The organism is Acidobacteriota bacterium (assembly GCA_028874215.1).
In the GTDB taxonomy this organism is placed as follows: domain Bacteria; phylum Acidobacteriota; class UBA6911; order RPQK01; family JAJDTT01; genus JAJDTT01.
Map to the genome: position 1 here is coordinate 138984 of JAPPLF010000061.1, position 22783 is coordinate 161766.

Annotated in this window: 24 protein-coding genes; 19 read left to right on the forward strand and 5 right to left on the reverse strand. The window is 62.7% G+C overall.

Annotated elements, in window-relative coordinates; all coding sequences use genetic code 11:
• Together OXT71_11410 and OXT71_11415 are read right to left on the reverse strand one after the other, a co-directional pair.
• The gene (locus OXT71_11410) at nt 1-1263 is read right to left on the reverse strand and encodes a PQQ-like beta-propeller repeat protein (protein ID MDE2926994.1); all 1263 of its coding nucleotides are present in this window, start codon (nt 1261-1263) and stop codon (nt 1-3) included.
• Nucleotides 1264-1265: 2 nt separating this feature from the next.
• Nucleotides 1266-2861: a hypothetical protein gene (locus OXT71_11415; GenBank protein MDE2926995.1), complete on the reverse strand. Its 1596-nt coding sequence runs from the start codon at nt 2859-2861 to the stop codon at nt 1266-1268.
• A 249-nt stretch (nt 2862-3110) separates the two neighbouring features.
• Between OXT71_11415 and OXT71_11420 the strand changes: the two genes are divergently transcribed.
• From OXT71_11420 to thpR, 13 genes are all read left to right on the forward strand, one after another.
• Nucleotides 3111-3971 (forward strand): isocitrate lyase/phosphoenolpyruvate mutase family protein, encoded by an 861-nt coding sequence (locus tag OXT71_11420; GenBank protein ID MDE2926996.1) that lies wholly within the window; start codon nt 3111-3113, stop codon nt 3969-3971.
• Between the two features lie 213 nt (nt 3972-4184).
• Complete coding sequence (locus OXT71_11425) at nt 4185-5288, forward strand: Gfo/Idh/MocA family oxidoreductase (GenBank protein MDE2926997.1); 1104 nt, start codon at nt 4185-4187, stop codon at nt 5286-5288.
• Nucleotides 5285-6037, forward strand: coding sequence for an orotidine-5'-phosphate decarboxylase (gene pyrF, locus OXT71_11430; protein ID MDE2926998.1), 753 nt, complete (start codon nt 5285-5287; stop codon nt 6035-6037). The genes OXT71_11425 and pyrF overlap by 4 nt, the downstream gene beginning before the upstream one ends.
• A gap of 232 nt (nt 6038-6269) precedes the next feature.
• Nucleotides 6270-7445, forward strand: coding sequence for a Fic family protein (locus tag OXT71_11435; protein ID MDE2926999.1), 1176 nt, complete (start codon nt 6270-6272; stop codon nt 7443-7445).
• A 139-nt stretch (nt 7446-7584) separates the two neighbouring features.
• Nucleotides 7585-8220 (forward strand): NYN domain-containing protein, encoded by a 636-nt coding sequence (locus tag OXT71_11440; protein MDE2927000.1) that lies wholly within the window; start codon nt 7585-7587, stop codon nt 8218-8220.
• 6 nt (nt 8221-8226) lie between these two features.
• Nucleotides 8227-8823, forward strand: a complete 597-nt coding sequence (gene ruvA / locus OXT71_11445) for a Holliday junction branch migration protein RuvA (protein ID MDE2927001.1) — start codon at nt 8227-8229, stop codon at nt 8821-8823.
• A gap of 88 nt (nt 8824-8911) precedes the next feature.
• Entirely contained in the window at nt 8912-9916 is a 1005-nt protein-coding gene (gene ruvB, locus OXT71_11450) for a Holliday junction branch migration DNA helicase RuvB (GenBank protein MDE2927002.1), read from the forward strand.
• 210 nt (nt 9917-10126) lie between these two features.
• Nucleotides 10127-11086: a MoxR family ATPase gene (locus tag OXT71_11455; protein ID MDE2927003.1), complete on the forward strand. Its 960-nt coding sequence runs from the start codon at nt 10127-10129 to the stop codon at nt 11084-11086.
• Nucleotides 11086-12360, forward strand: a complete 1275-nt coding sequence (locus tag OXT71_11460; GenBank protein ID MDE2927004.1) for a DUF58 domain-containing protein — start codon at nt 11086-11088, stop codon at nt 12358-12360. Before OXT71_11455 ends, OXT71_11460 begins: the two co-directional genes overlap by 1 nt.
• Before the next feature lie 4 nt (nt 12361-12364).
• Complete coding sequence (locus OXT71_11465) at nt 12365-14425, forward strand: DUF3488 and transglutaminase-like domain-containing protein (GenBank protein MDE2927005.1); 2061 nt, start codon at nt 12365-12367, stop codon at nt 14423-14425.
• Between the two features lie 214 nt (nt 14426-14639).
• A complete protein-coding gene (locus OXT71_11470) occupies nt 14640-15116 on the forward strand; it encodes a phosphatidylglycerophosphatase A (protein ID MDE2927006.1) in 477 nt (158 codons plus the stop codon).
• Between the two features lie 19 nt (nt 15117-15135).
• A complete protein-coding gene (locus OXT71_11475; GenBank protein MDE2927007.1) occupies nt 15136-15642 on the forward strand; it encodes a CinA family protein in 507 nt (168 codons plus the stop codon).
• Nucleotides 15600-16241: an RNA 2',3'-cyclic phosphodiesterase gene (thpR, locus tag OXT71_11480; GenBank protein ID MDE2927008.1), complete on the forward strand. Its 642-nt coding sequence runs from the start codon at nt 15600-15602 to the stop codon at nt 16239-16241. Before OXT71_11475 ends, thpR begins: the two co-directional genes overlap by 43 nt.
• 36 nt (nt 16242-16277) lie before the next feature.
• Here the strand turns inward: thpR and OXT71_11485 are convergent, their stop codons facing one another.
• Nucleotides 16278-16973 carry a class I SAM-dependent methyltransferase gene (locus OXT71_11485; GenBank protein ID MDE2927009.1) on the reverse strand — a complete coding sequence of 232 codons (696 nt, stop codon included), beginning with the start codon at nt 16971-16973 and terminating at the stop codon, nt 16278-16280.
• 145 nt (nt 16974-17118) lie between these two features.
• On the opposite strand from OXT71_11485, the gene OXT71_11490 reads away from it, so the two are divergent.
• Nucleotides 17119-17325 (forward strand): Trm112 family protein, encoded by a 207-nt coding sequence (locus OXT71_11490; protein ID MDE2927010.1) that lies wholly within the window; start codon nt 17119-17121, stop codon nt 17323-17325.
• Nucleotides 17322-18350: a glycosyltransferase family 9 protein gene (locus OXT71_11495; GenBank protein ID MDE2927011.1), complete on the forward strand. Its 1029-nt coding sequence runs from the start codon at nt 17322-17324 to the stop codon at nt 18348-18350. The genes OXT71_11490 and OXT71_11495 overlap by 4 nt, the downstream gene beginning before the upstream one ends.
• Nucleotides 18351-18388: 38 nt before the next feature.
• On the opposite strand, the gene OXT71_11500 is transcribed toward OXT71_11495, so the two are convergent.
• Nucleotides 18389-18781, reverse strand: a complete 393-nt coding sequence (locus OXT71_11500) for a cobalamin B12-binding domain-containing protein (GenBank protein MDE2927012.1) — start codon at nt 18779-18781, stop codon at nt 18389-18391.
• Between the two features lie 13 nt (nt 18782-18794).
• The gene (locus OXT71_11505; protein MDE2927013.1) at nt 18795-20366 is read right to left on the reverse strand and encodes a methylmalonyl-CoA mutase family protein; all 1572 of its coding nucleotides are present in this window, start codon (nt 20364-20366) and stop codon (nt 18795-18797) included.
• Nucleotides 20367-20865: 499 nt separating this feature from the next.
• On the opposite strand from OXT71_11505, the gene OXT71_11510 reads away from it, so the two are divergent.
• The 4 genes from OXT71_11510 to OXT71_11525 all read left to right on the forward strand — a co-directional run bounded on the left by OXT71_11510 (nt 20866) and on the right by OXT71_11525 (nt 22659).
• Nucleotides 20866-21135, forward strand: coding sequence for a hypothetical protein (locus tag OXT71_11510; protein ID MDE2927014.1), 270 nt, complete (start codon nt 20866-20868; stop codon nt 21133-21135).
• A gap of 6 nt (nt 21136-21141) precedes the next feature.
• Nucleotides 21142-21594 (forward strand): D-aminoacyl-tRNA deacylase, encoded by a 453-nt coding sequence (gene dtd, locus OXT71_11515; GenBank protein MDE2927015.1) that lies wholly within the window; start codon nt 21142-21144, stop codon nt 21592-21594.
• 227 nt (nt 21595-21821) lie between these two features.
• A complete protein-coding gene (locus OXT71_11520) occupies nt 21822-22310 on the forward strand; it encodes an ATP-binding protein (protein ID MDE2927016.1) in 489 nt (162 codons plus the stop codon).
• A 10-nt stretch (nt 22311-22320) separates the two neighbouring features.
• Nucleotides 22321-22659 (forward strand): STAS domain-containing protein, encoded by a 339-nt coding sequence (locus OXT71_11525; protein MDE2927017.1) that lies wholly within the window; start codon nt 22321-22323, stop codon nt 22657-22659.
• Nucleotides 22660-22783: the final 124 nt, after the last annotated feature.

The window sequence follows — 22783 nt, forward strand, 5'->3', positions numbered from 1 at the left end:
TCACTTTTTCCGGAGATCCAGGCAGATCAGACGGATTTCGTTGCGCAGATAGAGAAGTCCGTGGGAAAGAACCGGTGGAGCCCAGCAGGGGTAGGTGAGAACCCGGGCGCGCGCCTTCTCCCGATACGAGTCCGGGCTCAGTTCCACCAGAGCCAGGTCGCCCCGCTCCCCCAGGAGGATGAGCCGTCCCTCGGCCAGGACAAAACTGGACCGCCCCAGCTCCCGAGGTGATTTCCAGCGAACCGTACCCGTCAGGAATTCGATGCAACGCAGGTTGGCCTGTCCCTCGTGCCGGCCGTCCACGCCATACAGGTATCCGTCCCGGTAGAGACTCGTGGCCCAGTGGTTCTGCATCGCCATCCGGTCTCGCCAGACTTCCGTCGGACCCTGCGATCCCAACTCCAGCAGAACGGCTCCCGTATTGTAGGTCGCCGAGAGAAAGACGTGGTCGCCCACCACGACGGGCGTGGCGGCATTGACCGATTCATAGCTGCGGGAGCGGAACGGATAGCGGTACAGTTCCCGGCCGTCCGCCGCGTCCACGGCCAGAAAGCCCGACCGGGTCAGAAACATGGCGACTCGCCGTCCGTCCAGGTCGACGACGGCCGGCGTCGAGTAGCTCGCCTCGTCATCGCCGGTCTTCCAGATGGTCTCACCCGAGCGCTTGTCCACCGCCAGGACACCCGCGCCGTCGCCGCCCGCGTTCACCAGGATTCGATTCCCTTCCACGACGGGAGCCGAACCGACACCGAAAAAGTTCTGCGGGACACGGTAGTCTTGGTTGATCCACCGTTGCCAGAGGATTCGGCCCGTGGCGAATTCCAGACAGGTGAGTTTTCCCTCGGCCCCGAAGGTGTAGACACGGTCTCCGTCGATGGCCGGGGAGGATCGGGGGCCGTTGTTGTAACCGTAACGATCCCGGTAGCGAGTGGGATACCCCTGCTTCCAGATAGGACGCCCCGTCCCGGCTTCCAGACACTCGACCACCTCCTGGCCCCGAATGCGGTGAAATACGACGATCCGGCCGGCAGAGGTCACCGGCGGACTGAACGACCGGCCCAGGCTCCGTTCCCAAACCAGCGGCGGACCCTCTTCGGACCAGCCCTCCAGCAAACCGGTCTCGCTTGAGCTGGCGTCTCCACGCGGCCCCAGGAACCGGGGCCAATCCTCTCCTCCCGTCCCGGCCGGCAGCGGCAGGTGAACCTGAAGTCCCAGCAGGAGCGGGAAGAGCCACCGGGGCGCGCAAGCGAAAGATCCGCGCATTCCTATTCTCTTCCGGCCGGGAACTGCCCTGCCGCGGCGGCGGGGGACACGCCGTGCACCCGAATCGAAGCCATCGTTTCGTTTCCCGCGTGATCGACAGCCTCCACTCGAATTCGATTCTCTCCCTCCCGGAGCCGCAGGTCGCAACTGAATTCCGTGTCCCAAGACCGGACCGGCGTTCCGTTGCAAGTCAATCGGGCGACCCCGGAGACGGCGTCCTGAACCATTCCCGTCAACCTCAGACCCCCCTCTTGCAGCCGGGACCCGGTCTTGGGCCACGTCACCTCGATGGACGGGGGCTGCTTGTCCAGCTTGACTTCCAGATCCAGGGAAGCGCTGTTTCCGGCCCGATCGACGGCCATGCCCCTGAGGCGGCGGACCGGCCCTTCGGCGGTGATCTGCAGGTCGGGAGTCACGCTGGCCAGTCCGGCGAGGTTGTCCCGCGCCTTGAACGAAACGGTCACGTCCGCATTGTGCCAGCCCCGGCGGTTCGGCGGGGGAGTGGTCTCGACCTGGATGACGGGCGGCGTGCCGTCCACCATGACGGTTCCGGTGACGGGAAACGATGCGGCCCGGTACTCGCCCGGCTTGCGCACGGGAATCCTGCCCCGGCGCCGGTCGTACACCGTGAGTCTCGTGAGCTGGCCAAAAGCCAGGTAGGGGTAGCTCCCGTCGGGCACGAGGCGTCCGGTTCCGTCCGTGCCGTCCCAGGGACGATTGTTCAAGACTCGGATCACCTCGCCGCTGGCGGGATCCTGAATAACCCGGACGTAGTCCAGCGAATAGTGTCCCCGGGCCAGGATCTTGAAGGTGATGGACAAGGTGCTGGTGGCCAGCTCCGGAGAAAACGGATCGGGAGAGTCGCGGAAGGCAATGACCGCCAGGTTCTGCCGGCGCACCGCCCGCTGCGACACCTCCCAGGCCTTCTTCAGGGCATCCATGGCTTTCCGGGAATTGTCGTGCCGGGCGGCTCTCTCCAGTTCCCGAAAGGCTCTTTCCACCTGCCATTCGTCGGCCAGTCCGACGGCTCCCAACCGCTGGGCCGCTTCGATGGAGGCCCTTGCGATCTCCGTCTGAGCCTCGAGGAGGGTCCTGGCCACCTGCTGGAAGACCGATTGGGCCTCGCGGTTCCCGCGCACCGATCTGATGCCCCTCTGGAGCCGGCTCAGCGCCCGCTTGTTGTACTTGAAGACCCTCTTTCCGTCGGGATACGAACGGATCTGACTCCCATCGAGATAAAGGCTCTCTCCCTTGTGGGACAGGCTCTCGGAGATGGCCTCCACGATGTCGTCCACCGAACGTTTGACGCGCCGGTTGGAGTCGGGAAGCTGCCGCAGTCGGAGGATCGCCTCCCGCAAGAGCTCCTGAGGCGACGGACGGGACTCGGTTCCGGCGGCTGAGGAAACGTCGAATCGAGGCGACGGCTCCGAACCGGCGTGGCCGTCCGGGTTCTGACTCAAGACGGTTTCCGCCGAAATCAGGAGTAGAGACAGGAACAGCCAAGCCGCCCACCTGCCCGCACGCTGCTCCATCTTCGACTCCACGACTCCCGAACCACCCCGGTGAGACGCCGCATGAGCGCCCCAGGCGTGGATCATCAGGTTAGCCCTGTCCGCAACAGTTTGCCAGAGAGCAGCCTGGCCCGCCGGGGGCGGCGGCATTCGACTGGGTCTGCATCCCATCGAGAAGGCATATAGATTGCAACACGCATCTCGCGCTGGATTTCCTCTAGAATGGGCGGCGGGGTCTTGAAGCTCGTCCGCATGACCTGTTGCGACTCCACCGAAGCTAACAAACGCCGTTCGACGCTATTCGAGTCCAGTGACGCGGACAGCATCAGGGGAGAAATGACGACCACCGAGCAGCGCGGTAAGGCGCGTGCCCTGCGAGAGCTCCATTCGGACCAAGAAGTTCTTGTGCTACCGAACGTCTGGGATCCGATTGGGGCGCGCATTCTGGCAGCTAAGGGTTACCCGGCTGTTGCGACCGCCAGCGCGGCGGTTTCCTCCGCGCTCGGATTCGAAGACGGAGAGAAGATCAGGCGGCAGACGATGCTGGAGATCGTCGCCCGGATCAGCCGCTCCGTAGCCGTTCCGGTGACGGCCGACATGGAAACTGGGTACGGGACTTCCCTCGCTGAGTTGGAGGACACCATACGGTGCCTGCTCGACACGGGGGCCGTTGGGCTCAACATCGAGGACAGCCTCGAAGAGGGCGGGTCCCTCCGACCCGTGGATGAACAGGCCGAAAGGATTGCGACGGTACGGGAGACCGCAGCCGCGCAGGGGCTCGACCTCTTGATCAATGCTCGAGTGGACGCCTTTTTGTCAGACGGATTCGGCCGAGCAGAGGAGCAAATCGAAGAGACCGTGACGCGCGCCGAGGTCTATGGCAAGGCCGGCGCCGACTGCATCTACCCGATCGGTCCTAGCGATGCCGAGACTCTCACCGCGCTCCGGTCACGGATCACCCTGCCGTTGAACGCCCTCGCGACCCCGGATGCGGTTCCGTTGGGAAGGATGGCGGCGATCGGGATTAACCGCGTCAGTTTTGGACCGTTTATCTTCCGGTCGTGTCTCCGAAAGTTCGTAGACATAGCCGAAGCGCTTTCACAGTCCGCCGGCTACGAGTGTTTCGGCCGCGAGCTAATGACGGGTTCGGAAGCCTCATTGTACTTGACGTCTGAGAGCGAGCAAGATCCTCGTTAGCATATCGTCTACATAACTCTTTTATAGTAAATGGGTTACAGAGATTGTGGAATCAGTCCGGCGACTGTGTTGCTCCTCGGTCACATACTCCCGGCATGTTCCCTCTGACCGCCTTGTCCGGCGGGCGCAGCCCCGGTCTCGGTGCTGCGTGAGACTTTCGCCAGAGATTGTTAAGATCGGCATCATCCCCAAACTGTTCCGGGAGGTAAAACTATGAGCAAGAAATACCGGGTCGCCGTTATCGGCCGAACCAACCGAGGCAACTATGGGCACGGCCTGGACACGGTCTGGCTGGACATGGACCGGGCGGAGCTGGTCGCCGTCGCCGATGAGGACGAAAAAGGTCTCAAGGAGGCGACTGCCCGGCTTGGCGTCAAGGCCGGCTACTCAGACTACCGGGAGATGTTGCGGCAGGAACGTCCTCAGATCGTGAGCGTGGCGCCCCGGTGGCTGGACTGCCACCACGACATGGTGTTGGCCTGCGCCGAGTACGGAGCCAGCATCTTCCTGGAAAAACCCATGTGCCGGACCCTTGCCGAGGCGGACGCCATGGTGGAGGCCTGCGAACGTTCCCACGTCAAGCTGGCCATCGCTCACCAGACCCGCTACAGCCCCAAGATCCAGGTGATCAAGGACCTGATCGCCGAGGGACGCCTGGGCCGGGTTTTGGAATTCTGCGGCCGCGGCAAGGAGGACCGCCGAGGGGGCGGCGAGGATCTGTGGGTCCTGGGGACGCACATCTTCGACCTGATGCGCATTTTCGGGGGAAACGCCCTCTGGTGCTACGCCCGGGTGACCCAGGACGGACGCCCCGTGACCCGCGCCGACGTGGTCGACGGCGCCGAAGGCATCGGCGCATTGGCCGGAGACCGGGTGGAAGCCATGTACGGCATGGAGAACGGCGCGGGCGCCTATTTTTCGAGCCACCGGAACGCGGCCGGGAGACCGACCCGCTTCGGGCTCACGATCCGAGGGTCCAAGGGGCTGCTCGAGATGTACACCGGTTCGGTTCCGGACGTGCACCTGCTGGAAGACTCCGCGTGGTCGCCGGGCAGGACCGGCTCCAAGTGGATGAGCGTGAGCACCGCTGGAGTCGGAAAGCCGGAACCGCTGGAAAAGGGGCGTGCCCACCAGGGGAACATCTGGACCTGTGAAGATCTGATCCGGGCGATCGAGGAAGATCGAGATCCGATCGGCAGCGTCTATGAGGCTCGCGGAGCCACCGAGATGATCGTGGCCGCCTTCGAGTCCCATCGCCAGGGAGGCCCCGTCAAACTGCCCCTGGAGAACCGGGAGAATCCCCTGCTTTCCCTATGAGCCCCGGCGCGTCGGAGAGGCGGCTCATTTTCGCCCTGGATGTGGCCAGCCGGACCGAGGCGGAGACCCTGGTCGCCGAGCTGCGGCCTTCCGTGGGCTTCTTCAAGGTGGGCCTCGAACTCTTCGTTTCCGAAGGGCCCGACCTGGTGCGGTGGCTGGTCCGGGAAGGACTGGACGTTTTCCTGGACCTCAAGCTGTACGACATCCCGGCGACCATGCGCCGCTCTGTCGCCGCGGCCTCGCGGCTGGGCGCCCGCTTCATCACCATTCACGACGCGGGAGCCGGAGCGGCGGCCGCCCGGGAGGGAACCGGCGATTCCCGCTTGCAGGTACTCTGCGTCACCCTGCTCACGAGTGTGGATGCCCGGGACTTGCGAGACAGCGCTGGGCCGGGTTCGGCAGGACGGTTCCGGGATTTGGACGAATACGTCGGCTGGAGGGCCCGGACCGCGGTCTCCAACGGCTGCGACGGATTGATCTGCTCCGGACAGAATGCGCGTCGGCTGCGCCGTGAACTGGGTCCGGATCCGATCCTGGTCTGCCCCGGCATCCGGCTCGGCGGGGACCGGCTCGACGACCAGAAACGGGTGGTCACACCCTATCGCGCGGTCCGGGACGGCGCCGATTACTTGGTGGTGGGACGGCCCATCCGCGACGCCGCCGACCCTACGGCGCAAGCCCGGAAGATCCTGTCCGAGATCGACCGCGGCCTCCGGGACCGGGAATCCGCGCCAGGGCCGGGCGGCTAGCCCACCCTCATCTCCCACGACACCTGCGAAAGGTGCGTGGGGCCGCGTGAAGCGGTCAAAATGATCATCGTCGAGGCGTTCGCTGACGCCACGCCGTCTCCCTGCCGCTGTCCCACCCGGTCAACTGAACTGTCAGATAACGTGTCAGATTATTGACATGGATCACTCTATCCATTTATAATATAGACACTTAGGTAGTCAAATAAGGTGTCGGTATAGGTGTCCAATAGATATGGATTGGGAGCAATTCGAGTTTGAATACCGTTTCAAGACCGACAACCTTCTGAGGCTTTTGGTCACCATCGAAGCATACCGGGAGGCAACGCTCAACCTCGTGCTCCCCCCGGACTGGCGCGAGCAGTTGGACCGGTTGAACCGGGTGCGTGCGATCCATGGGACAACGGCTCTCGAAGGGAATCCGCTCTCCGAACAACAAGTGGCTGAATCTTTGCACGGCGGGGGCGGCAACAACCACCAAACGAGAGAACAAATTCAGATCAAGAATGCCGGACGAGCGCAGGACTGGATCAGATCCAGATTCGCGAAGGACCGAGAGCCGCTCCGGCTTCGGGACATCTTGGAGATGCACCGACTGATGACCGAAAAGTCGGACGAGACCAACAACGCTCCGGGAAAGTTTCGGACCGTTCGTGTGGTCGTGGGGACACCGGCTCTGGGGGGTGTCCATCGTGCGGCACCGCCCGCTGACGTCCCCCGCTTGATGGACGATTTCGTTGCGTTCATCAACTCCGGCAGATTGCGCCACGAACACCCGGTGATCCGAGCCTTGCTCGCCCACTTCTTCCTGGTCACCATTCATCCATTCGGAGATGGCAACGGCCGGGTTTCGCGGCTGGTCGAGGCCGCCATCCTGTACCAGGGAGGATACAACGTACTGGGGTTCTACGGGCTGTCCAGTTACTTCTATCGCAACCGCGACGAATATATCCGCAGCCTTCAGGAATGCCGGAGAACTCAGCCTTTCGACGTTACATCATTCGTGAGTTTCGGCCTTGTAGGCTTTGCCGCCGAGCTCGGGGGAATCAACAACTTCATCAAGACCAAGCTCAATCGGATGGTGTATCGCTCCACGATGCAGAAAGCCACAAACCAGAAAGTGGGAAAACGCCGGCGGGTTCTCAATGACCGGGAGTACGATCTTCTCGATTTCCTCCTCCGAGAGACCGAGCCGGAAGATCCCTTTGCGGAGAAGCCCTCCATACAGATCCCATTTTCTGAACTTCTGGAATCCCCTTACGTCCGGGCTGCCTACCGCAACGTGACGCGGCGCACCTTCTGGCGTGAACTGGAGCGACTTTGGGATATGGGTTTCATCGTCCTCCGGCGCCCTGAGGGATCCGACGGAACGACCATCGAAATTGACTTCGACGCCATCGGCAGATACTGACCTGCACGGAAGACAGGAACCTTGTCGCCCGGACTTTGTCGTACAATGCTCTCGTTCAAGGTCGGCCAACGATCAACCGTTTCACCCGTCACTGGCAACCGGAGCAGGCCGCCTTGTACGAAAAGAGGAGCAGATCGACATGAAACACGTTTTCATATATTGGGACAATTCGAACATCTTTCACGAAGCGCAACGCTTTGCCGAGGAGCGCAATGAAGGGCCCGGCGCTCGCTTTCGCGTGCGCATCCATTTCGACAACATCTTCCGTCTGGCGCATGCCGAGCGACCCGTGCAGAGGGCGGTTGCGGCAGGTTCCATACCACCGGAAATGCGGCAGTTGTGGAACCGGATGGAGAGCAACGGCGTAGAGGTGAAACTCTTCGACCGCGGCGACCCGGCGCGAAGTGAACAAGAGGTGCCCGATCGGTTGCTCCAGTTGAGAATGCTGGAGGATGCGCTCGACTACAACGGCGACCCGGGCATCGTGGTGCTCCTGACCGGAGACGGCGCCGGTTATCGTGAAGGCGCGGGTTTCCACAGCGCGCTGGAGCGCATGCACAAGCGCGGCTGGCGGGTGGAGATCCTGTCATGGGGGCATTCCTGCAACCAGCGGATGCGGCGATGGGCGGAAGAGAAGGGTGTTTTCGTTGCGTTGGATGATTTCTACCAGTCGATCACCTTCATGGAGCCGTCCAGACCGGGGTTCGAATTTGCGTTCGGGCGCGAGCCAGCCGAGCTGGACCTGTCGCGCCGGCCATTGGCTCAGCGGGGTTAGGACGGGATGATCGCCCGCCTTACAGGCCTCCTCGCGCAGAAGTCGGCCGGCCGCGTCATCGTGGACGTTCGGGGGGTCGGATACGAAGTTCACATCCCCTTCTCGACCTACTATGAGCTGGGTTCCGAGTCGGACGCTGTCACCCTCCAAATCTACACTCACGCGAAAGGGGATCAGCTCAGTCTCTATGGATTCTCCACTGTCAGAGAGAAGGAGCTTTTCACACGCCTCATCCAGGTATCGGGCATCGGTCCTCGACTGGGAATCGCCATCCTGTCGGGAATGCCGGTCGACGAGTTTCTGGAGGCCGTCGCGGCCCAGGACCTGGCCCGGCTCTACGCCGTCCCCGGCGTGGGCAAGAAGACGGCGGGACGGATCGTCCTGGAGATGCGCGACCGGTTGCAGGGGTTGGCGCCGCCAGTGGAGACGGCCGGCATTTCGGGGGTTCCGGCACAGTTGCGGCAGGACGTCGTCTCCGCCCTGGTCAACTTGGGCTATCCCAAGAAGGTCGCGGAGAGGGCCGTCACCCGGGTGCTCAAGCAGGAGAGTCCGGATCGCTTCGAGGATCTGCTCAAGAGCACTTTGCGCAAGATCTCCAGGTAACCGGCGGACGGGGCCGGACTTGAAGTAGAGCGTCCAAATGCCGGTGGAAACCGAATCCCAGAGGAACGGACGGGTGCAGGACCGGATCATGAATCCCCGGCATCAGGAGGAAGAGGTCCTCTACGAGACCGACCTCCGTCCTCGCCGGCTGCGCGACTTTGTCGGTCAGAACCAGGTGAAGGAGGGGCTCTCCGTCGGCATCGAAGCCGCCCGCCGCCGCGGGGAGGCCCTGGACCACATTCTGATCTTCGGACCTCCCGGGCTGGGAAAGACGACTCTGGCCCACGTCATCACCCATGAACTCGAAGTCAACTTTCGCTCCACCTCCGGGCCCGCCATCGAGAAGCGAGGAGACCTGGCCGCCATTCTTACCAACCTGGAGGACAAGGACGTTCTCTTCATCGACGAGATCCACCGGCTCCACCCCGCTATCGAGGAGATCCTCTACCCGGCCATGGAGGACTTCCAGATCGACATCATCATCGGCGAAGGCCCGGGCGCCCGCTCCATCAAGATCGACATACCCCGGTTCACGCTGGTGGGTGCCACGACCCGCACCGGACTGATCACTTCCCCGCTCCGGGGAAGGTTCGGAATCATACAGCGCCTCGATTTCTACGACGTCGAGAGCCTGGTCTCCATCATCCGCCGGTCCGCGGGAATTCTGGGCGTGGAGATCGACCAGAAGGGAGCGGCCGAGGTGGCGCGAAGGAGCCGGGGCACGCCACGTATCGCCAACCGCCTGCTCAAGCGGGTCCGCGACTACGCCCAGGTGCGGGCCAACGGAAAGATCTCCCGGGACATCGCCTGCCGGGGTCTGGAACTCATGAACGTGGACCGGTTCGGATTCGACGAGATCGATCGCAAGCTCATGGACACCATCATCGAGCGATTCGACGGCGGCCCCGTCGGCCTGAGCACTCTCTCCGCCGCCATCAGCGAGGAGAAGGGCGCCATCGAGGACATCTACGAGCCTTACCTGATTCAGATCGGCTTCATTGCCCGCACTCCCCGGGGCCGCGTGGCCACTCCCCTGGCCTATTCCCACCTGGGCCTCGAAGCGGCGGCTTCCCAGAAAAGCCTGTTCCGCTGACACCGCCGGGACTCAGCGACTTTCGCGGCGGGCTGGTATCAGTCCGTGGTGAAAGTCCCGCGAGCATCGAGACCGTTCCTGCGCCCGCCGGACAAGGCGCGATTCGGGTGCATACCCGGAGTATGTGCCCGAATCGCAACGTAGTCCGCCGGGATGCAGGGACGGTCGAATGCCGTGACGACTTTCGCCACGGGCTGATATCATACGCCCGTGTCGAACGGTGCCGGAATCGCCAGTCTGACGGAGAGATTCAAGGCCCTCCAGTACTCGGTGGAACGGGTCATCAAGGGCAAATCCGACGTGGTGGAACTGGCCGTGGTGACCCTGCTGGCACGGGGGCACATGCTGGTGGAGGACGTCCCCGGCGTCGGCAAGACCACCTTGGCCCATGCTCTGGCGCGCTCCGTCGACTGCCGCTTCCAGCGCATCCAGTTCACCAGCGACCTGCTTCCCTCCGACCTGACCGGGATCTCGGTCTTCAACCAGGTGCACAGGGACTTCGAGTTCCGGCCCGGCCCCCTGTTTGCCAACGTGGTGCTGGCCGATGAAGTCAACCGCACCACCCCCAGGACCCAGAGCGCCCTGCTCGAGGCCATGAGCGAGGCGAGGATCACGGTGGACAACCACACCCACCTGCTGCCGCAGCCCTTCATGGTGATCGCCACCCAGAACCCCATCGAACACCACGGAACGTACCCGCTGCCCGAGTCCCAGTTGGACCGGTTTCTCATGCGCATCTCCATGGGCTATCCCAGCGAGTCTCACGAAAAGGAGATTCTGCGCTCTATGGGAGGGTATGACTCCCTTGATCTCGATCCGGTCATCAGCACCGAGGATCTCCTGAGGGGCCAGGAAGAGGTTCAGGAAGTGAGGTTCGAGGAGACGCTCCTGCAGTACCTCATGGAACTGGTGAGGGCGACCCGGGAATGCGAGCTCCTGGCCCTGGGAGTGAGCACGAGGGGAGCCATGTTCCTGTATCGGGCGTCCCAAGCGCTGGCCTATTTCCAGGGTAGATCCTTCTGCATTCCGGACGACGTCAAACGCTTGGCGGTGCCCGTATTTTCCCACCGCGTCCTGGTCAGTCCCAGACATGCCTCGCCTCTGGAAAAGACCCGGGAAGCCGAATCGATCATTGCGGATCTCGTGGACCAGGTCGAGGTCCCGGTCTGATGATTCGGCGGCTTACGCTGAAATGGGCCCGGGGAGAAATCGTCTGGCCGCTGATTCTACTGGTGTCCGCGGCGATGCTGGCCGGCCTGAGCGCCACGGCGCGCTGGTCCGGTCAGGGCCATGCCGCGGCATTTCTCGCCCTGGTGTCGCTGATCTTCGCGTCCCTGGCCGCCGTGACGCTGGCGCCTTACGTGTTGTCCCGTTACCGGAAGGATCTGAGGGAGAGGATTCCCACGCTTTCCATCACTCATCGAGGGGCCTTCTTCCTCCTGTTGGTGACCGTGTTGGGATTCTCGTCCATGAACTCGGGCAACAACCTGCTGGTTCTCCTGCTCTCTCTCCTGCTGGCCGCGCTGCTGGTTTCGGGACTGCTTTCCGCGTTGGTCCTGTACGGCTTGAAGGTGAGCATCAGCGTGCCGGAGACAATCCGGGCCCACGACACCGCCACCTGCTTCGTCACTCTGCATAACCTGAAGCGCTGGATCCCGTCCTTCGCGCTGAAGCTGAGAGGCCGTCAAAAACGGGACAAGGATCCCGAACCGGCGACGGATTTCTTCACCCGGGAGAAGGCCTTTCCCTACATCGGCGTCGGTTCCGACCTGAAACTGACCCTGAAGTGCCTGTTCCGCCGGCGCGGCTCCTATCCGGTCGATGGCTTCGAGATCGGCACCAAGTTCCCCTTCGGCCTCTTTCATCGCAAGAGAATGCTGCGAACCCAGGGCTCCATCCTGGTCTACCCCGCGCTGATGAACCTGCGGACCCTGTTCTTCATCTATCCCGAGCTGGCTGGGGCGGAGGCCCTGAACCTGAGAGGCCACGGCGACAGCCTCTACGGGATCCGAAGGTACCAGAGCGGCGACAGCGCCCGGCTGGTGGACTGGAAGTCGACCGCCAGGTTGGATCAGCTCATGGTCCGGGACTTCGTCGCCGAGAATCAGAACCTGATCGATCTGACGTTTCATCCCGAACTGAACGATCTCTCTCCCCGCAGCCTGGAACAGTTCGAAAAAGGGGTCTCTTGCGTGGCGGCCCTGGGAGACCATTATTGGCGAATGAGCCAGAAGTTCCGATTCACTTGCGGAGAGACTCTGGTTCTCGTCGACGGCCGCAGGAACGGCTATGAACGGTTCATGGAGTGCCTGGCGCTGGTCCAGCCGGTGAGCCGCCGCCCGGCGACCCTCCAGAATAGGCCGGCGCGAAACGGCATCGAGGTTGCCGCGGGACATCGGTGGGTTTCGCCGGGTTCCGTGGCCATAGACTACTTGCGGATTTGACGCCATGCGGTTCAAGACGGTCCTGCATCTGACCAGCTACGGACTGCAGGTGACGGGCGTGTCGACACTCTATTCGTCCGGCGAAATCGGCGGCGGGACGCTGCTCGGCTACCTGGCCTGCCTGGGCGCCACTCGATTCCTCCCCCGCATCCGGCTGGACGGCGCCGTTCAAGGCATCGTCTTCGGCATCCTGCTGGCGCTGTTCGTCGTGGACGCCGCGATCTTTTCCCCGTTCGTTCCGGCGACGGCGCATCTGCTCATGCTGGTCAGCCTGGTGAGGCTCTGCAGCGCCCGTACGCAGCGGGATTACCTACTGCTGCTCTTCATCTCCTTCGCCTTCGTCCTGATTGCATCCACGGCCACCATCTCCGTCGTGTTTCCGGTCTGGGTCCTGGTGTTCCTGTTCCTGGCCGTGCTGGTGCTCATGTTGCTGGAGAGCAAGGATCCGTATGAGAAGAATCACGGACTCAGACTCGCGCTTCGCGGGCATCTATGGACCGCCCTTCTCATTACGCTGCTGCTGGCGGCGGTTTCCGTCCCCATCTTCGTGGTCATACCCCGGGGGACCCTGGGAGCGTTGCCGGCGAAGCGCGTTTCAGGCCATCTGAGCGGATTCTCCGAGAAGGTGAGCCTGGGAGAAATGGGAGAGATCCTCATCAACGAGGAGGTGGTGCTGCGTATCAAGGTGGACAAGCCACCGCACCGGATGCCTTCGGAGCTGAAATGGAGGGGCATCGCCTTCGACCACTACGACGGAAAGACGTGGTCCAGCACCCGGGGCCTCAGGCAGGTCGCCCGGGACGATCGCTACCGGGGGTTTCTGGTGGCTGGCCGGCGCCGGCAGGAGGAGTTCCTGATCCGCCAGACCATCCACCAGGAGCCGCTGACCCGGGTGCTGTTCGGGCTTCCCGACATCATTCTCATTTCGGGGCGGCTCCACAGACCGTACGTTTTCCAGGACGGGAACCGTTCCTTCAGAACAACCGGCGTCGGTGTCCGGACCTACACCGTCTTCTCCGACGTGATGACCCGGGACGAAAAACTCTCCCAAGCTCCGGTCCCGGTCTACCTCCAGGCTCCGGGCCGGCACTATCTCCAGCTTCCCGAGTTGGACCCGGAGGTCGGGCGCCTGGCCCGGCGCATCACCTCGGGAATCACCGATCCCATCCACAAAGCCTTCATGGTGGAACAGTTCTTGAAGGACAACTACCAGTACTCGCTCGCGAACACCTCGGCCTCCAACCGCGACCCGCTCTACGATTTCCTGTTCGATTCGCGGGCCGGACACTGCGAGTATTTCGCCACGGCCCAGGCCGTCCTGCTGCGAACGTTGGGCATTCCGACCCGGGTGGTCAATGGATTCAAGCGGGGAGACTACAACCGGTGGAACGGTTACTTCATGGTCCGCCATTCCGATGCCCACAGTTGGGTCGAGGCCTATTTCCCGGGACGGGAGTGGATCGAGTTCGACGCCACCCCGGCAGTCTCCGCCGGCGCCTCCCTGCCGGGTTTTGCCGCTTTGCGAGAGTTGCTGGACGCCATCGATCTGGCGTGGCTGGACGTGGTCACCTTCGACCACCTGAAACAGTACGGCCTGTTCCAGACGCTGGGCGATTCCTGGAAGGAGGGCTGGGACAATTCGCGGCGGCGAACGCTGGCCGCCTGGTCCGACTGGGCCGCGGGAGTCACCTGGCAACGGGCGGGGCTCGTGGCGGCGGCCGTTCTGGTTTCGGCACTGCTCCTGGTTCGGACCGGTCCGCGGTTCTGGCGGCGGGCCCGGACCCGGTGGGCCGGCAGGAGATGGGCCCGAGGTTCCGCCACGTCCATACCCGGCTACTACCTGGAACTGACCCGGATTCTGGAAGCGCGGGGACTCGTCCGGATGAGGTCCGAAACGCCGGGAGAATTCGCAGGGAGAATCGGTGGCGCAGTGAAGAGCACCGTGCCCCGGAGACTGACGGAAATCTACTATAGGAACCGCTTCGGCGGGCTGGATCCCAGTCCTTCCGAACTGGCGGAGATTCGGGTTTCCCTCGATTCGCTGCGGCGGCCAGGCGGAATCTGAGATTTTGTGCTCGCGTCGCAGGCCGGAATCGAATAGAACGTCCAAGACATGAGTCGAAAAACCTCCAAGTGCCCAATCTGCAGACGAAGGGTGAAGAGGGACGACCCCCAATTTCCCTTCTGCAACGAGCATTGCAGGTTCGTGGACCTGGGCCGTTGGTTCGGCCAGAAATATCGGATCCACCGACAGGCCGGGAAGGACACGGAAGAAAAGAATGCGTGAGAACGGACGGCTTGCCCACACCTTGGCCACCGCGTTCGGTCTCGGGTACGTCCCGTACATTCCGGGGACGTTCGCCTCGCTGGTCACAGCCTTGGCCGTCGCCCTGCTGCACCGGGCTTCCGGCTCGGCAACGCTGCAACTCGGCGCGGCACTGCTGCTGCTGCTGCTACCGGTCAGCATCTGGGCGTCGGCGCGCGTCGCCCGCCGGGAGGCCAGGTCCGACCCCTCCCACGTCGTCATCGACGAGGTGGTGGGACAGGTCTTCTGCCTTCTCTGGGTCCCGTTTTCCTGGACGTTCCTGGCCCTGGGGTTCGTGGCATTTCGCGCCTTTGACATTCTGAAACCCTATCCCATCAAGAAAGTGGAGCAGCTCCGGGGAGGCATGGGAATCGTCTGTGACGACCTGATCGCCGGCCTCTACGCGGGCCTCCTGCTGAGAATCGTCTACGCTTTCACCTCTCAATCGTGAGCCGGTGACCGGAGACGGCATGAGATCAGCGGCAGGAGCACCGAATCGCATTCAGGACGAGCCCCTCGCGTCGGTGGTGGGACGCTTGCTGAAACGGCGGGGAAAGACCCTGGCGACCGCCGAGTCGTGTACGGGCGGCTACCTGGGCAAGCTCTTGACGGACGTTCCGGGCAGCTCCGATTTCTACCAGGGCGGAATCATCAGCTACAGCAACGCTCTCAAGATTCGGCATCTCAAGGTGAGTCCGGAGGTCCTGGATCGATGGGGCGCGGTCAGCGATCCGGTCGCCTGTCAGATGGCCCGGGAGGTCCGGAACTGGAGCGGCGCCGATCTGGGCCTCTCGGTGACCGGCATCGCAGGCCCCTCCGGGGGAAGTCCCGAAAAGCCGGTGGGCCTGGTCTATCTGGGCCTTTCCGATTCCGCCGGGACCCGGGCCCGCAAACTCTTGCTGGAGGGCGACCGCGACGGGGTCCGGACGAACACATGCCGGATCGCCCTGGACTGGATCCGAAGGCACCTGACGTGATCCGCGCCTTCATCGCCATCGACGTTCCGCCGGAAGTCAAGAACCACTTGAGCTCCGTCACGGCCGCGCTCGGCTCCTTGGGTCTGGACGCCCGGCCGGCCCCGGTTTCGTCCATTCACCTGACCCTTCGTTTCCTGGGCAACGTCGAGGAGAGCCGCGTCCCCGGAATTGGAGACGCGATTCGCCGTTGCGCGCAACGGGTGCCGTCCTTTGCTCTTGAGCTCCGGAACCTGGGCGCTTTCCCCAGCCGGAAACGGCCTCGTATCGTCTGGGCCGGTGTCGCCGGAGACGGAGGCCTGGAACGTCTGCACCGGCTCCTGGAACTCGAGTTGCAAAAGCTTGGATTCGACCGCGAGAGAAAGAATTTCAGGCCCCACCTGACACTGCTCCGCCTGAAATCCTCCCGCAATTTGAAACGGCTTTCGAGTTACCTCGAGACGGAAGGGCAGGAGACGGGAACGGTCTCATTCAGTGTCCGTAGGATCCACCTTTACGAGAGCCGGCTGTCCAGCCGGGGAGCAAGGCACGAGAAGCTGGTGACCGCCGAACTGGCCGGCAGCCCGAAGATCCCGGCACCCTCAATGAGGCCCCCATCGTGATCATGGCCGTCGCCGGGCCGTATCGCAACGACTCCGTCAGCCGGCTCGCTCGTACACCAGGTGGCGCACGCCCCATTCGATCCTGTCCATGGAGGTCAAACGCCGGAGCCGTTCGAGTCGACGGGCGAGGCGATCCAGAAAACCCGCTTCGTAGTTGGCAACAACAAACCGGTCGGTCCTCCAAGCGGTCAAATTCATTAAAAACATGCTTGCGGCTGCTCCCGTGGATACCGGCAGCCGGTAGACCTCGCTCGACAACCGCCGCAGATCCGTGGGATTGGCAGCGCCGTGCAGAAACGGTCCCAGATAGAGCTCCCCGCCACTGTCCGCGATCAACCGCTCCACTACGGACAGATAGGTTGAAAATACGGGATGCTCGGTCTTGATGGTCTCCACTTCGGCGATGGCAACCAAACCCCGGAGAGCCAACTCATCCGCCCACTTTTCCAGAATGCCCTGGGGATCCGGGAGATGAGTCAAGACCAGCCGGGCCATGATGAAATCCGGGTTCCTGACGGGGAACGGAATCCGGGTCACGTCGTGCTCCAGGAACTCGAGATCCGGAAACCTGGTCCGGGACGATCGCACGTAACTTCGGGAGATATCCACTCCCACAGCTCTCCGCGGCCGGACCACATCCATGAGCAACCGGGTCGTAAATCCGGGTCCACATCCAAGATCGAGGGCAAGCCGAACCGGTCTCTTCGGGAGCGTTGCCAGAAGCGCTCGCATCTCCGGTTCGAAGGTCTCCGCGAGAAGGGCAAGCCTCCGCTCTGCCAAACCCGTATCACGGAAGGAATAACGACTCATCCGACGAGTCTACCGGACGGGCGCCGCCGGATTGACCCCGGCGAGTTCCAGCCGGTAATCTTAGTCGATGGCCATCAACCCGGAGCTGCTGGAGATTCTGGCCTGCCCGGCCTGCAAGGCCGAGGTGTTCCTGACTGCAGACGGCAACGGATTGAGGTGCGGCGCCTGTTTCCTGGTCTTTCCCATCCGCGACGATATCCCGGTGATGCTCATCGACGAGGCCGTCACTGAGCCGCCGGAAGGTCCGTCCGAGACCGATCAAGCCGGGGGATGACCCGCCGTTCCCGCGTCCTTCTGGTGCGCCTGCGCTCTCTGGGGGATGCGGTCCTCATGACCCCGGCTCTCACGGTCCTCAAACGAAATCCAGGCACTCGCGTGGCTGTGCTCCTGGAGGCGCCGTTTCACGAAGTGCTGGCCAACAACACGGACGTGGACCGGATCATTGCCGTCCCCCGCGGCCGATCCAAGCTCCTGACCCGGAGTCTGGCCATTCAGGCGGCCCGCAGCTTCTCGCCGGACCTGACCGTCGACCTCCACGGCGGGACCACCAGCGCTCTCATCACCGCTCTTTCGGGGGCGTCCGTGCGCCTGGGCTACGCCAGCAGCCGCAGCAGCCGCTTCTACAACCGAACCGTGCCCGATTCGCGGCAGATCTGGGGCAAGGATTCGATCCACACCGTCGAGCACCAACTCTCGCCCTTCAAACATCTCGGATTCCAGGTCGAGCCCATGCCGCCGCTCCAGGTTCCGGTCGGAGCCGCGGCCCTGGAGCAGGTTCGGACGCTCCTGTCCCGGCGCGCCATCGAGACCGGTTTCCTCCTGGTTCACCCGGGCGCCGCCTTCGACACCAAGCAATGGGAACCGGCAAGGTTTGCGGAAATCGCGGCGCTTCTGGAGCGTGAGGGACACCCCATCGTCTTCACGGCGGGCCCGGGAGAGGAGCCGCTCCTGGAGGATCTCAGGAAGACCGCTCCGCCCTCGGTTCATTTCATGGGGCCGTTTCCGCTGGACCAGTTCATCGCCCTGGCTTCGCTGTGCCGCCTCTATTTGGGGAACGACACGGGCACGACCCATATCGCCGCGGCCCTGGGCAGGCCCCTGGTGGTCATCTTCGGTTCTTCAGACTCTCCGGTCTGGTCTCCCTGGGGGACCCGCCACCGCTTGATTCGATCAGAACTCCCGTGCGTTCCCTGCCCGGGCTATTACTGCCTGCACTACCAGGAGCCCATGTGCATCCGGTCCATCACCGTCCCCCGCGTGCTGGAGGCGGTGCGGTCGCTGCTTCGTGAATCCGGCTGACCGGAATTCCCCGATCTTGCCGCCTCGCCGAACCCGGCTCAGACGGCTTGTTTCAGAAACCCGATGATTTCCCGGGTAGAGGATCCCGGTTGAAAGATCTCGGCGACGCCCAGTTCCTTGAGGCCGGGAATGTCTTCGTCCGGGATGATGCCGCCTCCGAAGACCAGGATGTCCAAGGCATCCTGGTCGGCCAGAAGTTGCATGATCCGCTTGAAGAGGTGCTCGTGGGCACCGGAAAGGATGGAAAGTCCGATGGCGTCCACGTCTTCCTGGATGGCTGCCTGCACGATCTGCTCGGGAGTCTGGCGCAACCCGGTGTAGATGACCTCCATTCCGGAGTCGCGAAGAGCGCGGGCCACGATCTTGGCGCCCCGGTCGTGCCCGTCGAGGCCCGGCTTGGCGATGAGAATCCTGAGTCTTCGGTGGCTCATTCGGTCTGCTTCCTCAGAACAAGGGTTCCTGATAAACGCCGAAGATCTCCTTCAGGGAGGTGCAGATCTCCCCCACGGTGGCGTACTCCCGCACCGCATGGATCAGACGGGGCATCAGGTTCTCATCGGTCCGGGCCGCCTGGTTCAAGTCGCGGAGGGCCCGGCTGACGCTCTCCTGGTTCCGCTCCCGCCGCAGGACCCGGAGGCTCTCGATCTGAGCGTCCTCGACTTCCGGCCCGATACGGAGAATCTCCGGCCGCGACGGCTCGTCGGTGACGAAGCGATTCACGCCCACCACCACCTGTTCCTCTCTTTCGATGGCGCGTTGCTCCCGGTAGGAAGCATCCTGGATCTCGCGCTGCGGGTACCCCGCCTCGATGGCGTTGATCATTCCTCCCATCTCGTCGATCCGGTCCATGTACTCCACCGCCCGATCCTCGACCCGGCTGGTGAGGTTCTCCAGGAAATAGGAGCCGCCCGCCGGGTCCACGCTTGCGGTCAGGCCCGACTCGTAGGCCAGAACCTGTTGAGTCCGAAGCGCGATCTTGGCCGTCTCCTCGGTGGGAAGCGCCCACGCCTCGTCCAGGGCGTTGGTGTGAAGCGAATTGGTCCCTCCCAGAATCGCGGCGACCGCCTGCAGTGTGGTCCGGATGATGTTGTTGGCCGGTTGCTGCATGGTCAACGTGCATCCGGCGGTCTGAGTGTGGAACCGGCACATCCACGACCGCTCGTTCAGAGCTCCGAAACGGCTCCTCATGGTCCGCGCCCAGAGCCTCCGGGCGGCCCGGAACTTGGCGATCTCCTCAAAGAAGTTGTTGTGGGAGTTGAAGAAGAAGGAGAGGCGGGGTGCGAAGTCATCCACTTCCATTCCGCGGCGAACGCACCAGTCCACGTATTCGATGCCGTCCCGCAACGTGAAGGCCAGTTCCTGGACCGCAGTGGAGCCGGCTTCGCGAATGTGGTACCCGCTGATGGAAATGCTATTGTACCGGGGAAGCTGCTGCGAGCAGAACTGGATCGAATCCACGACCAGTCGCATGGACGGGGCGGGGGGATAGATCCACTCTTTCTGCGCGATGTACTCCTTCAAGATGTCGTTCTGGAGGGTGCCCCGGATTCGGCGGGCCGCGACTCCCTGCTTCTCCGCCGCCACCACGTACATGGCCAGGAGGACGGCCGCGGGTGCGTTGATGGTCATGGAGGTGCTCACCCGGGCCAGGTCGATCCGGTCGAAAAGGACCTCCATGTCCCGGAGAGAGTCGACGGCAACGCCGCATTTTCCGACTTCACCGGCCGAGAAGGGATCATCCGAATCCAGACCCATGAGGGTGGGCAGATCGAAGGCGACGGAGAGGCCGGTCTGTCCGTGCTCCAAGAGAAACCGATACCGGCGATTCGTTTCTTCGGCGCTTCCGTGGCCCGAAAATTGGCGCATGGTCCAGAGACGTCCCCGGTACATGTTCGGGTAGATGCCCCGGGTGTAGGGGTACGATCCAGGTTCGCCAATGTCCCGGCGATAATCCAATTCGGCCACGTCCGACGCCCCGAAGGCGGGGGATTCGGTTCTGAATCGGCTCGGCTTCACGGACCATCCTCCGCAACTGTCGTCAGAGCCGCTGCTGCCGCCACATGGACCATTCCCATGAACATCAGAATCCCGGCGGCCCCTGCTCGTATAGTTATCCCTTTTCTCCGGCGTTGCAAACGACTCTCCGGGCGAAAAACCGGGACCGGGACCTGGGCCCGGAAGGGTTGTCCACGGATTTTGTGGAAATGCCGGTGGAAAACGTTGTGAAGACACGATTCAAGGGGCTGTTAAATGGAGACTTTCTCCATTTTGCATCCTTTTTGTGCAGTCTCTCAAGGCCCAGACTCCCGGAGCGGCACGAGACTTTCAACACGGACTGTCAACAGCCCGTGGCAAAAGTCGTCACGGCATTCGACCGTCCCTGCACAGGCGCGGACTGCGTTGCGATTCGGGCACATACTCCTGGTATGCGCGCCCATAGCGCCTTGTCCGGCGGGCGCAGGAACGGTCTCGGTGCTCGCGAGACTTTCACCACGGACTGTTAAACTGAACGGCAATGTCCACTTCGGCTCGCGAAGATCTGATTCAGGAGGAGAATCGGAAACTCCGGCGCATGCGCTTTCTGGTCGATCTGACGCTCAGCGTGTTGTACCAGGACCCCAGGTTGACATTGGGCGAAGCCCGGCAGATGGTGCGGCGGACCGAGCGTGCCGTCCTGGGCATGTTTCCGGACAAAGAGTTCACCTTCCACCTGCTTCTCATGCCCCGTTTCGAGAGAGTCCTGCGGAAACGTTGGGGCAAAGGAATGGAACCGACCATCCACTGAATCGCCATGCGAGTCGTGATCCAGCGGGTGTCGATGGCCGAGGTGGAGGTCCAGGGCCGCACGGTGGGCCGGATCGGCCCCGGATTGGCCGTCCTGGTTGCCGTATGCGCCGGTGACACCGACAGGGACCTGGCATTCATCAGAAAGAAGATCCTGCAGCTCCGCATCTTTCCGGATGAAGCCGGCAGGATGAACCGTTCACTTCTGGAAACGGGGCATTCGATACTTCTGGTCTCCCAATTCACGCTCTATGGCGACTGCCGAAAAGGGAACCGGCCCAGCTTCAGCAGGGCGGCGCCTCCCACCGCGGCCCGTGAGGTATACCGGCGCCTCGCGGAGTCCCTCCGGGAGCCGGGGGTGGTTGTGGAAACGGGCCGATTCGGCGCCATGATGGATTTGTCGCTGGTCAATGACGGTCCGGTGACTCTGATCGTCGACTCCAGAAAAGACGTTTATTGAGAGACCTCCCGTGCCGGGGTCCAACCGGTCCGGCGCCAGGCTGAAGAGACTGTAGAGTCTGCTGCCGGCAGTTCCCGGCAACCATCCCCGGCAGCACCGATATCGGAATGTGCCCGGATGTTCATTGAAACTCGGGGCCATTTTCCGCGTATATATTTTTGTGTGACCGCGGCTTCACAAAGTCGGTGCGAACGTAGCACAGCTCATGCGCCGCGGAACCATCTGCAATGAGCGATTCAGAGCAACGGGACGCGCACCGGCAAGAGTTGCCGAGTGAACTGGCGGGAAGGGGATTCGACAAGGAATTCGAGATGTCTTTCGGGAGCAATATTCAGTTTCTCGATCTGGTGCAGGAGATCTCCCAGAGCATCACTCGAATGGCCGGATTCGATGACGAGGCAAGCCATTGGATTTGCTTGTCGATCCGCGAATCGGTGACCAATGCCATCCAGCACGGAAATCAGGAGGATGAGAGCAAGAGGGTGGGCGTCCGATTCCGCATCGATCGCCACCGTCTTCTCATCACCGTTTCAGATCAGGGACGTGGTTTCGACGAGTCCTCGTTGCCGGATCCACTGGATACCGGGAATCTACTGAAACCCTCGGGCCGCGGGGTGTTCTTTGTGCATACCTTCATGGACAAAGTGACCTATCGGAATCTCAGGCAGGGGGGATTCGAAGTTACAATGGAGAAGTGGTTCAAACACACGATGTGAGGAGGTAATCATGAGCATCGCGACCAGAAACGTGCACGGCGTCACCATCCTGGATGTCCAGGGCAGAATCACCATCGGCGAAGAGAGCGCACTGATACGGAATACCATACGGGGATTGGTCCAGTCGGGGCAGAAGAATCTACTCATGAACCTGGCCGATGTCCGCACGGTGGACAGCACCGGGATCGGCGAGCTGGTGAGCTCGTACACTCACGTTGCAGACCAGGGAGGAGCGCTCAAGCTTCTCCATCTGACCAAGAGGACCCGGGAGCTGCTGGCCATCACCAAGCTTCTGACCGTTTTCGATACCTTCGAAAACGAGGCTGACGCGGTCGCCAGTTTCGCCTGATCGCTATCAGCCGAGGAGGCTCCCCCACCGGGCGCCGGCCGGCGCCCGGTGGAGTCAGGAGAGAAAAAAGGGATCGAGTCAGTCCGGCTGCCGTTTCCGTGATGAGACCACTCTCGACCGTGGT

Excerpts from the sequence above, each read along its gene's own strand:
- OXT71_11410 (MDE2926994.1), bottom strand. The coding sequence starts at position 1,263 with ATGCGCGGATCTTTCGCTTGCGCGCCCCGGTGGCTCTTCCCGCTCCTG.
- OXT71_11415 (MDE2926995.1), bottom strand. The coding sequence starts at position 2,861 with ATGATCCACGCCTGGGGCGCTCATGCGGCGTCTCACCGGGGTGGTTCG.
- OXT71_11420 (MDE2926996.1), top strand. The coding sequence starts at position 3,111 with ATGACGACCACCGAGCAGCGCGGTAAGGCGCGTGCCCTGCGAGAGCTC.
- OXT71_11425 (MDE2926997.1), top strand. The coding sequence starts at position 4,185 with ATGAGCAAGAAATACCGGGTCGCCGTTATCGGCCGAACCAACCGAGGC.
- pyrF (MDE2926998.1), top strand. The coding sequence starts at position 5,285 with ATGAGCCCCGGCGCGTCGGAGAGGCGGCTCATTTTCGCCCTGGATGTG.
- OXT71_11435 (MDE2926999.1), top strand. The coding sequence starts at position 6,270 with ATGGATTGGGAGCAATTCGAGTTTGAATACCGTTTCAAGACCGACAAC.
- OXT71_11440 (MDE2927000.1), top strand. The coding sequence starts at position 7,585 with ATGAAACACGTTTTCATATATTGGGACAATTCGAACATCTTTCACGAA.
- ruvA (MDE2927001.1), top strand. The coding sequence starts at position 8,227 with ATGATCGCCCGCCTTACAGGCCTCCTCGCGCAGAAGTCGGCCGGCCGC.
- ruvB (MDE2927002.1), top strand. The coding sequence starts at position 8,912 with ATGAATCCCCGGCATCAGGAGGAAGAGGTCCTCTACGAGACCGACCTC.
- OXT71_11460 (MDE2927004.1), top strand. The coding sequence starts at position 11,086 with ATGATTCGGCGGCTTACGCTGAAATGGGCCCGGGGAGAAATCGTCTGG.
- OXT71_11465 (MDE2927005.1), top strand. The coding sequence starts at position 12,365 with ATGCGGTTCAAGACGGTCCTGCATCTGACCAGCTACGGACTGCAGGTG.
- OXT71_11470 (MDE2927006.1), top strand. The coding sequence starts at position 14,640 with ATGCGTGAGAACGGACGGCTTGCCCACACCTTGGCCACCGCGTTCGGT.
- OXT71_11475 (MDE2927007.1), top strand. The coding sequence starts at position 15,136 with ATGAGATCAGCGGCAGGAGCACCGAATCGCATTCAGGACGAGCCCCTC.
- thpR (MDE2927008.1), top strand. The coding sequence starts at position 15,600 with ATGCCGGATCGCCCTGGACTGGATCCGAAGGCACCTGACGTGATCCGC.
- OXT71_11485 (MDE2927009.1), bottom strand. The coding sequence starts at position 16,973 with ATGCGAGCGCTTCTGGCAACGCTCCCGAAGAGACCGGTTCGGCTTGCC.
- OXT71_11490 (MDE2927010.1), top strand. The coding sequence starts at position 17,119 with ATGGCCATCAACCCGGAGCTGCTGGAGATTCTGGCCTGCCCGGCCTGC.
- OXT71_11495 (MDE2927011.1), top strand. The coding sequence starts at position 17,322 with ATGACCCGCCGTTCCCGCGTCCTTCTGGTGCGCCTGCGCTCTCTGGGG.
- OXT71_11500 (MDE2927012.1), bottom strand. The coding sequence starts at position 18,781 with ATGAGCCACCGAAGACTCAGGATTCTCATCGCCAAGCCGGGCCTCGAC.
- OXT71_11510 (MDE2927014.1), top strand. The coding sequence starts at position 20,866 with ATGTCCACTTCGGCTCGCGAAGATCTGATTCAGGAGGAGAATCGGAAA.
- dtd (MDE2927015.1), top strand. The coding sequence starts at position 21,142 with ATGCGAGTCGTGATCCAGCGGGTGTCGATGGCCGAGGTGGAGGTCCAG.
- OXT71_11520 (MDE2927016.1), top strand. The coding sequence starts at position 21,822 with ATGAGCGATTCAGAGCAACGGGACGCGCACCGGCAAGAGTTGCCGAGT.
- OXT71_11525 (MDE2927017.1), top strand. The coding sequence starts at position 22,321 with ATGAGCATCGCGACCAGAAACGTGCACGGCGTCACCATCCTGGATGTC.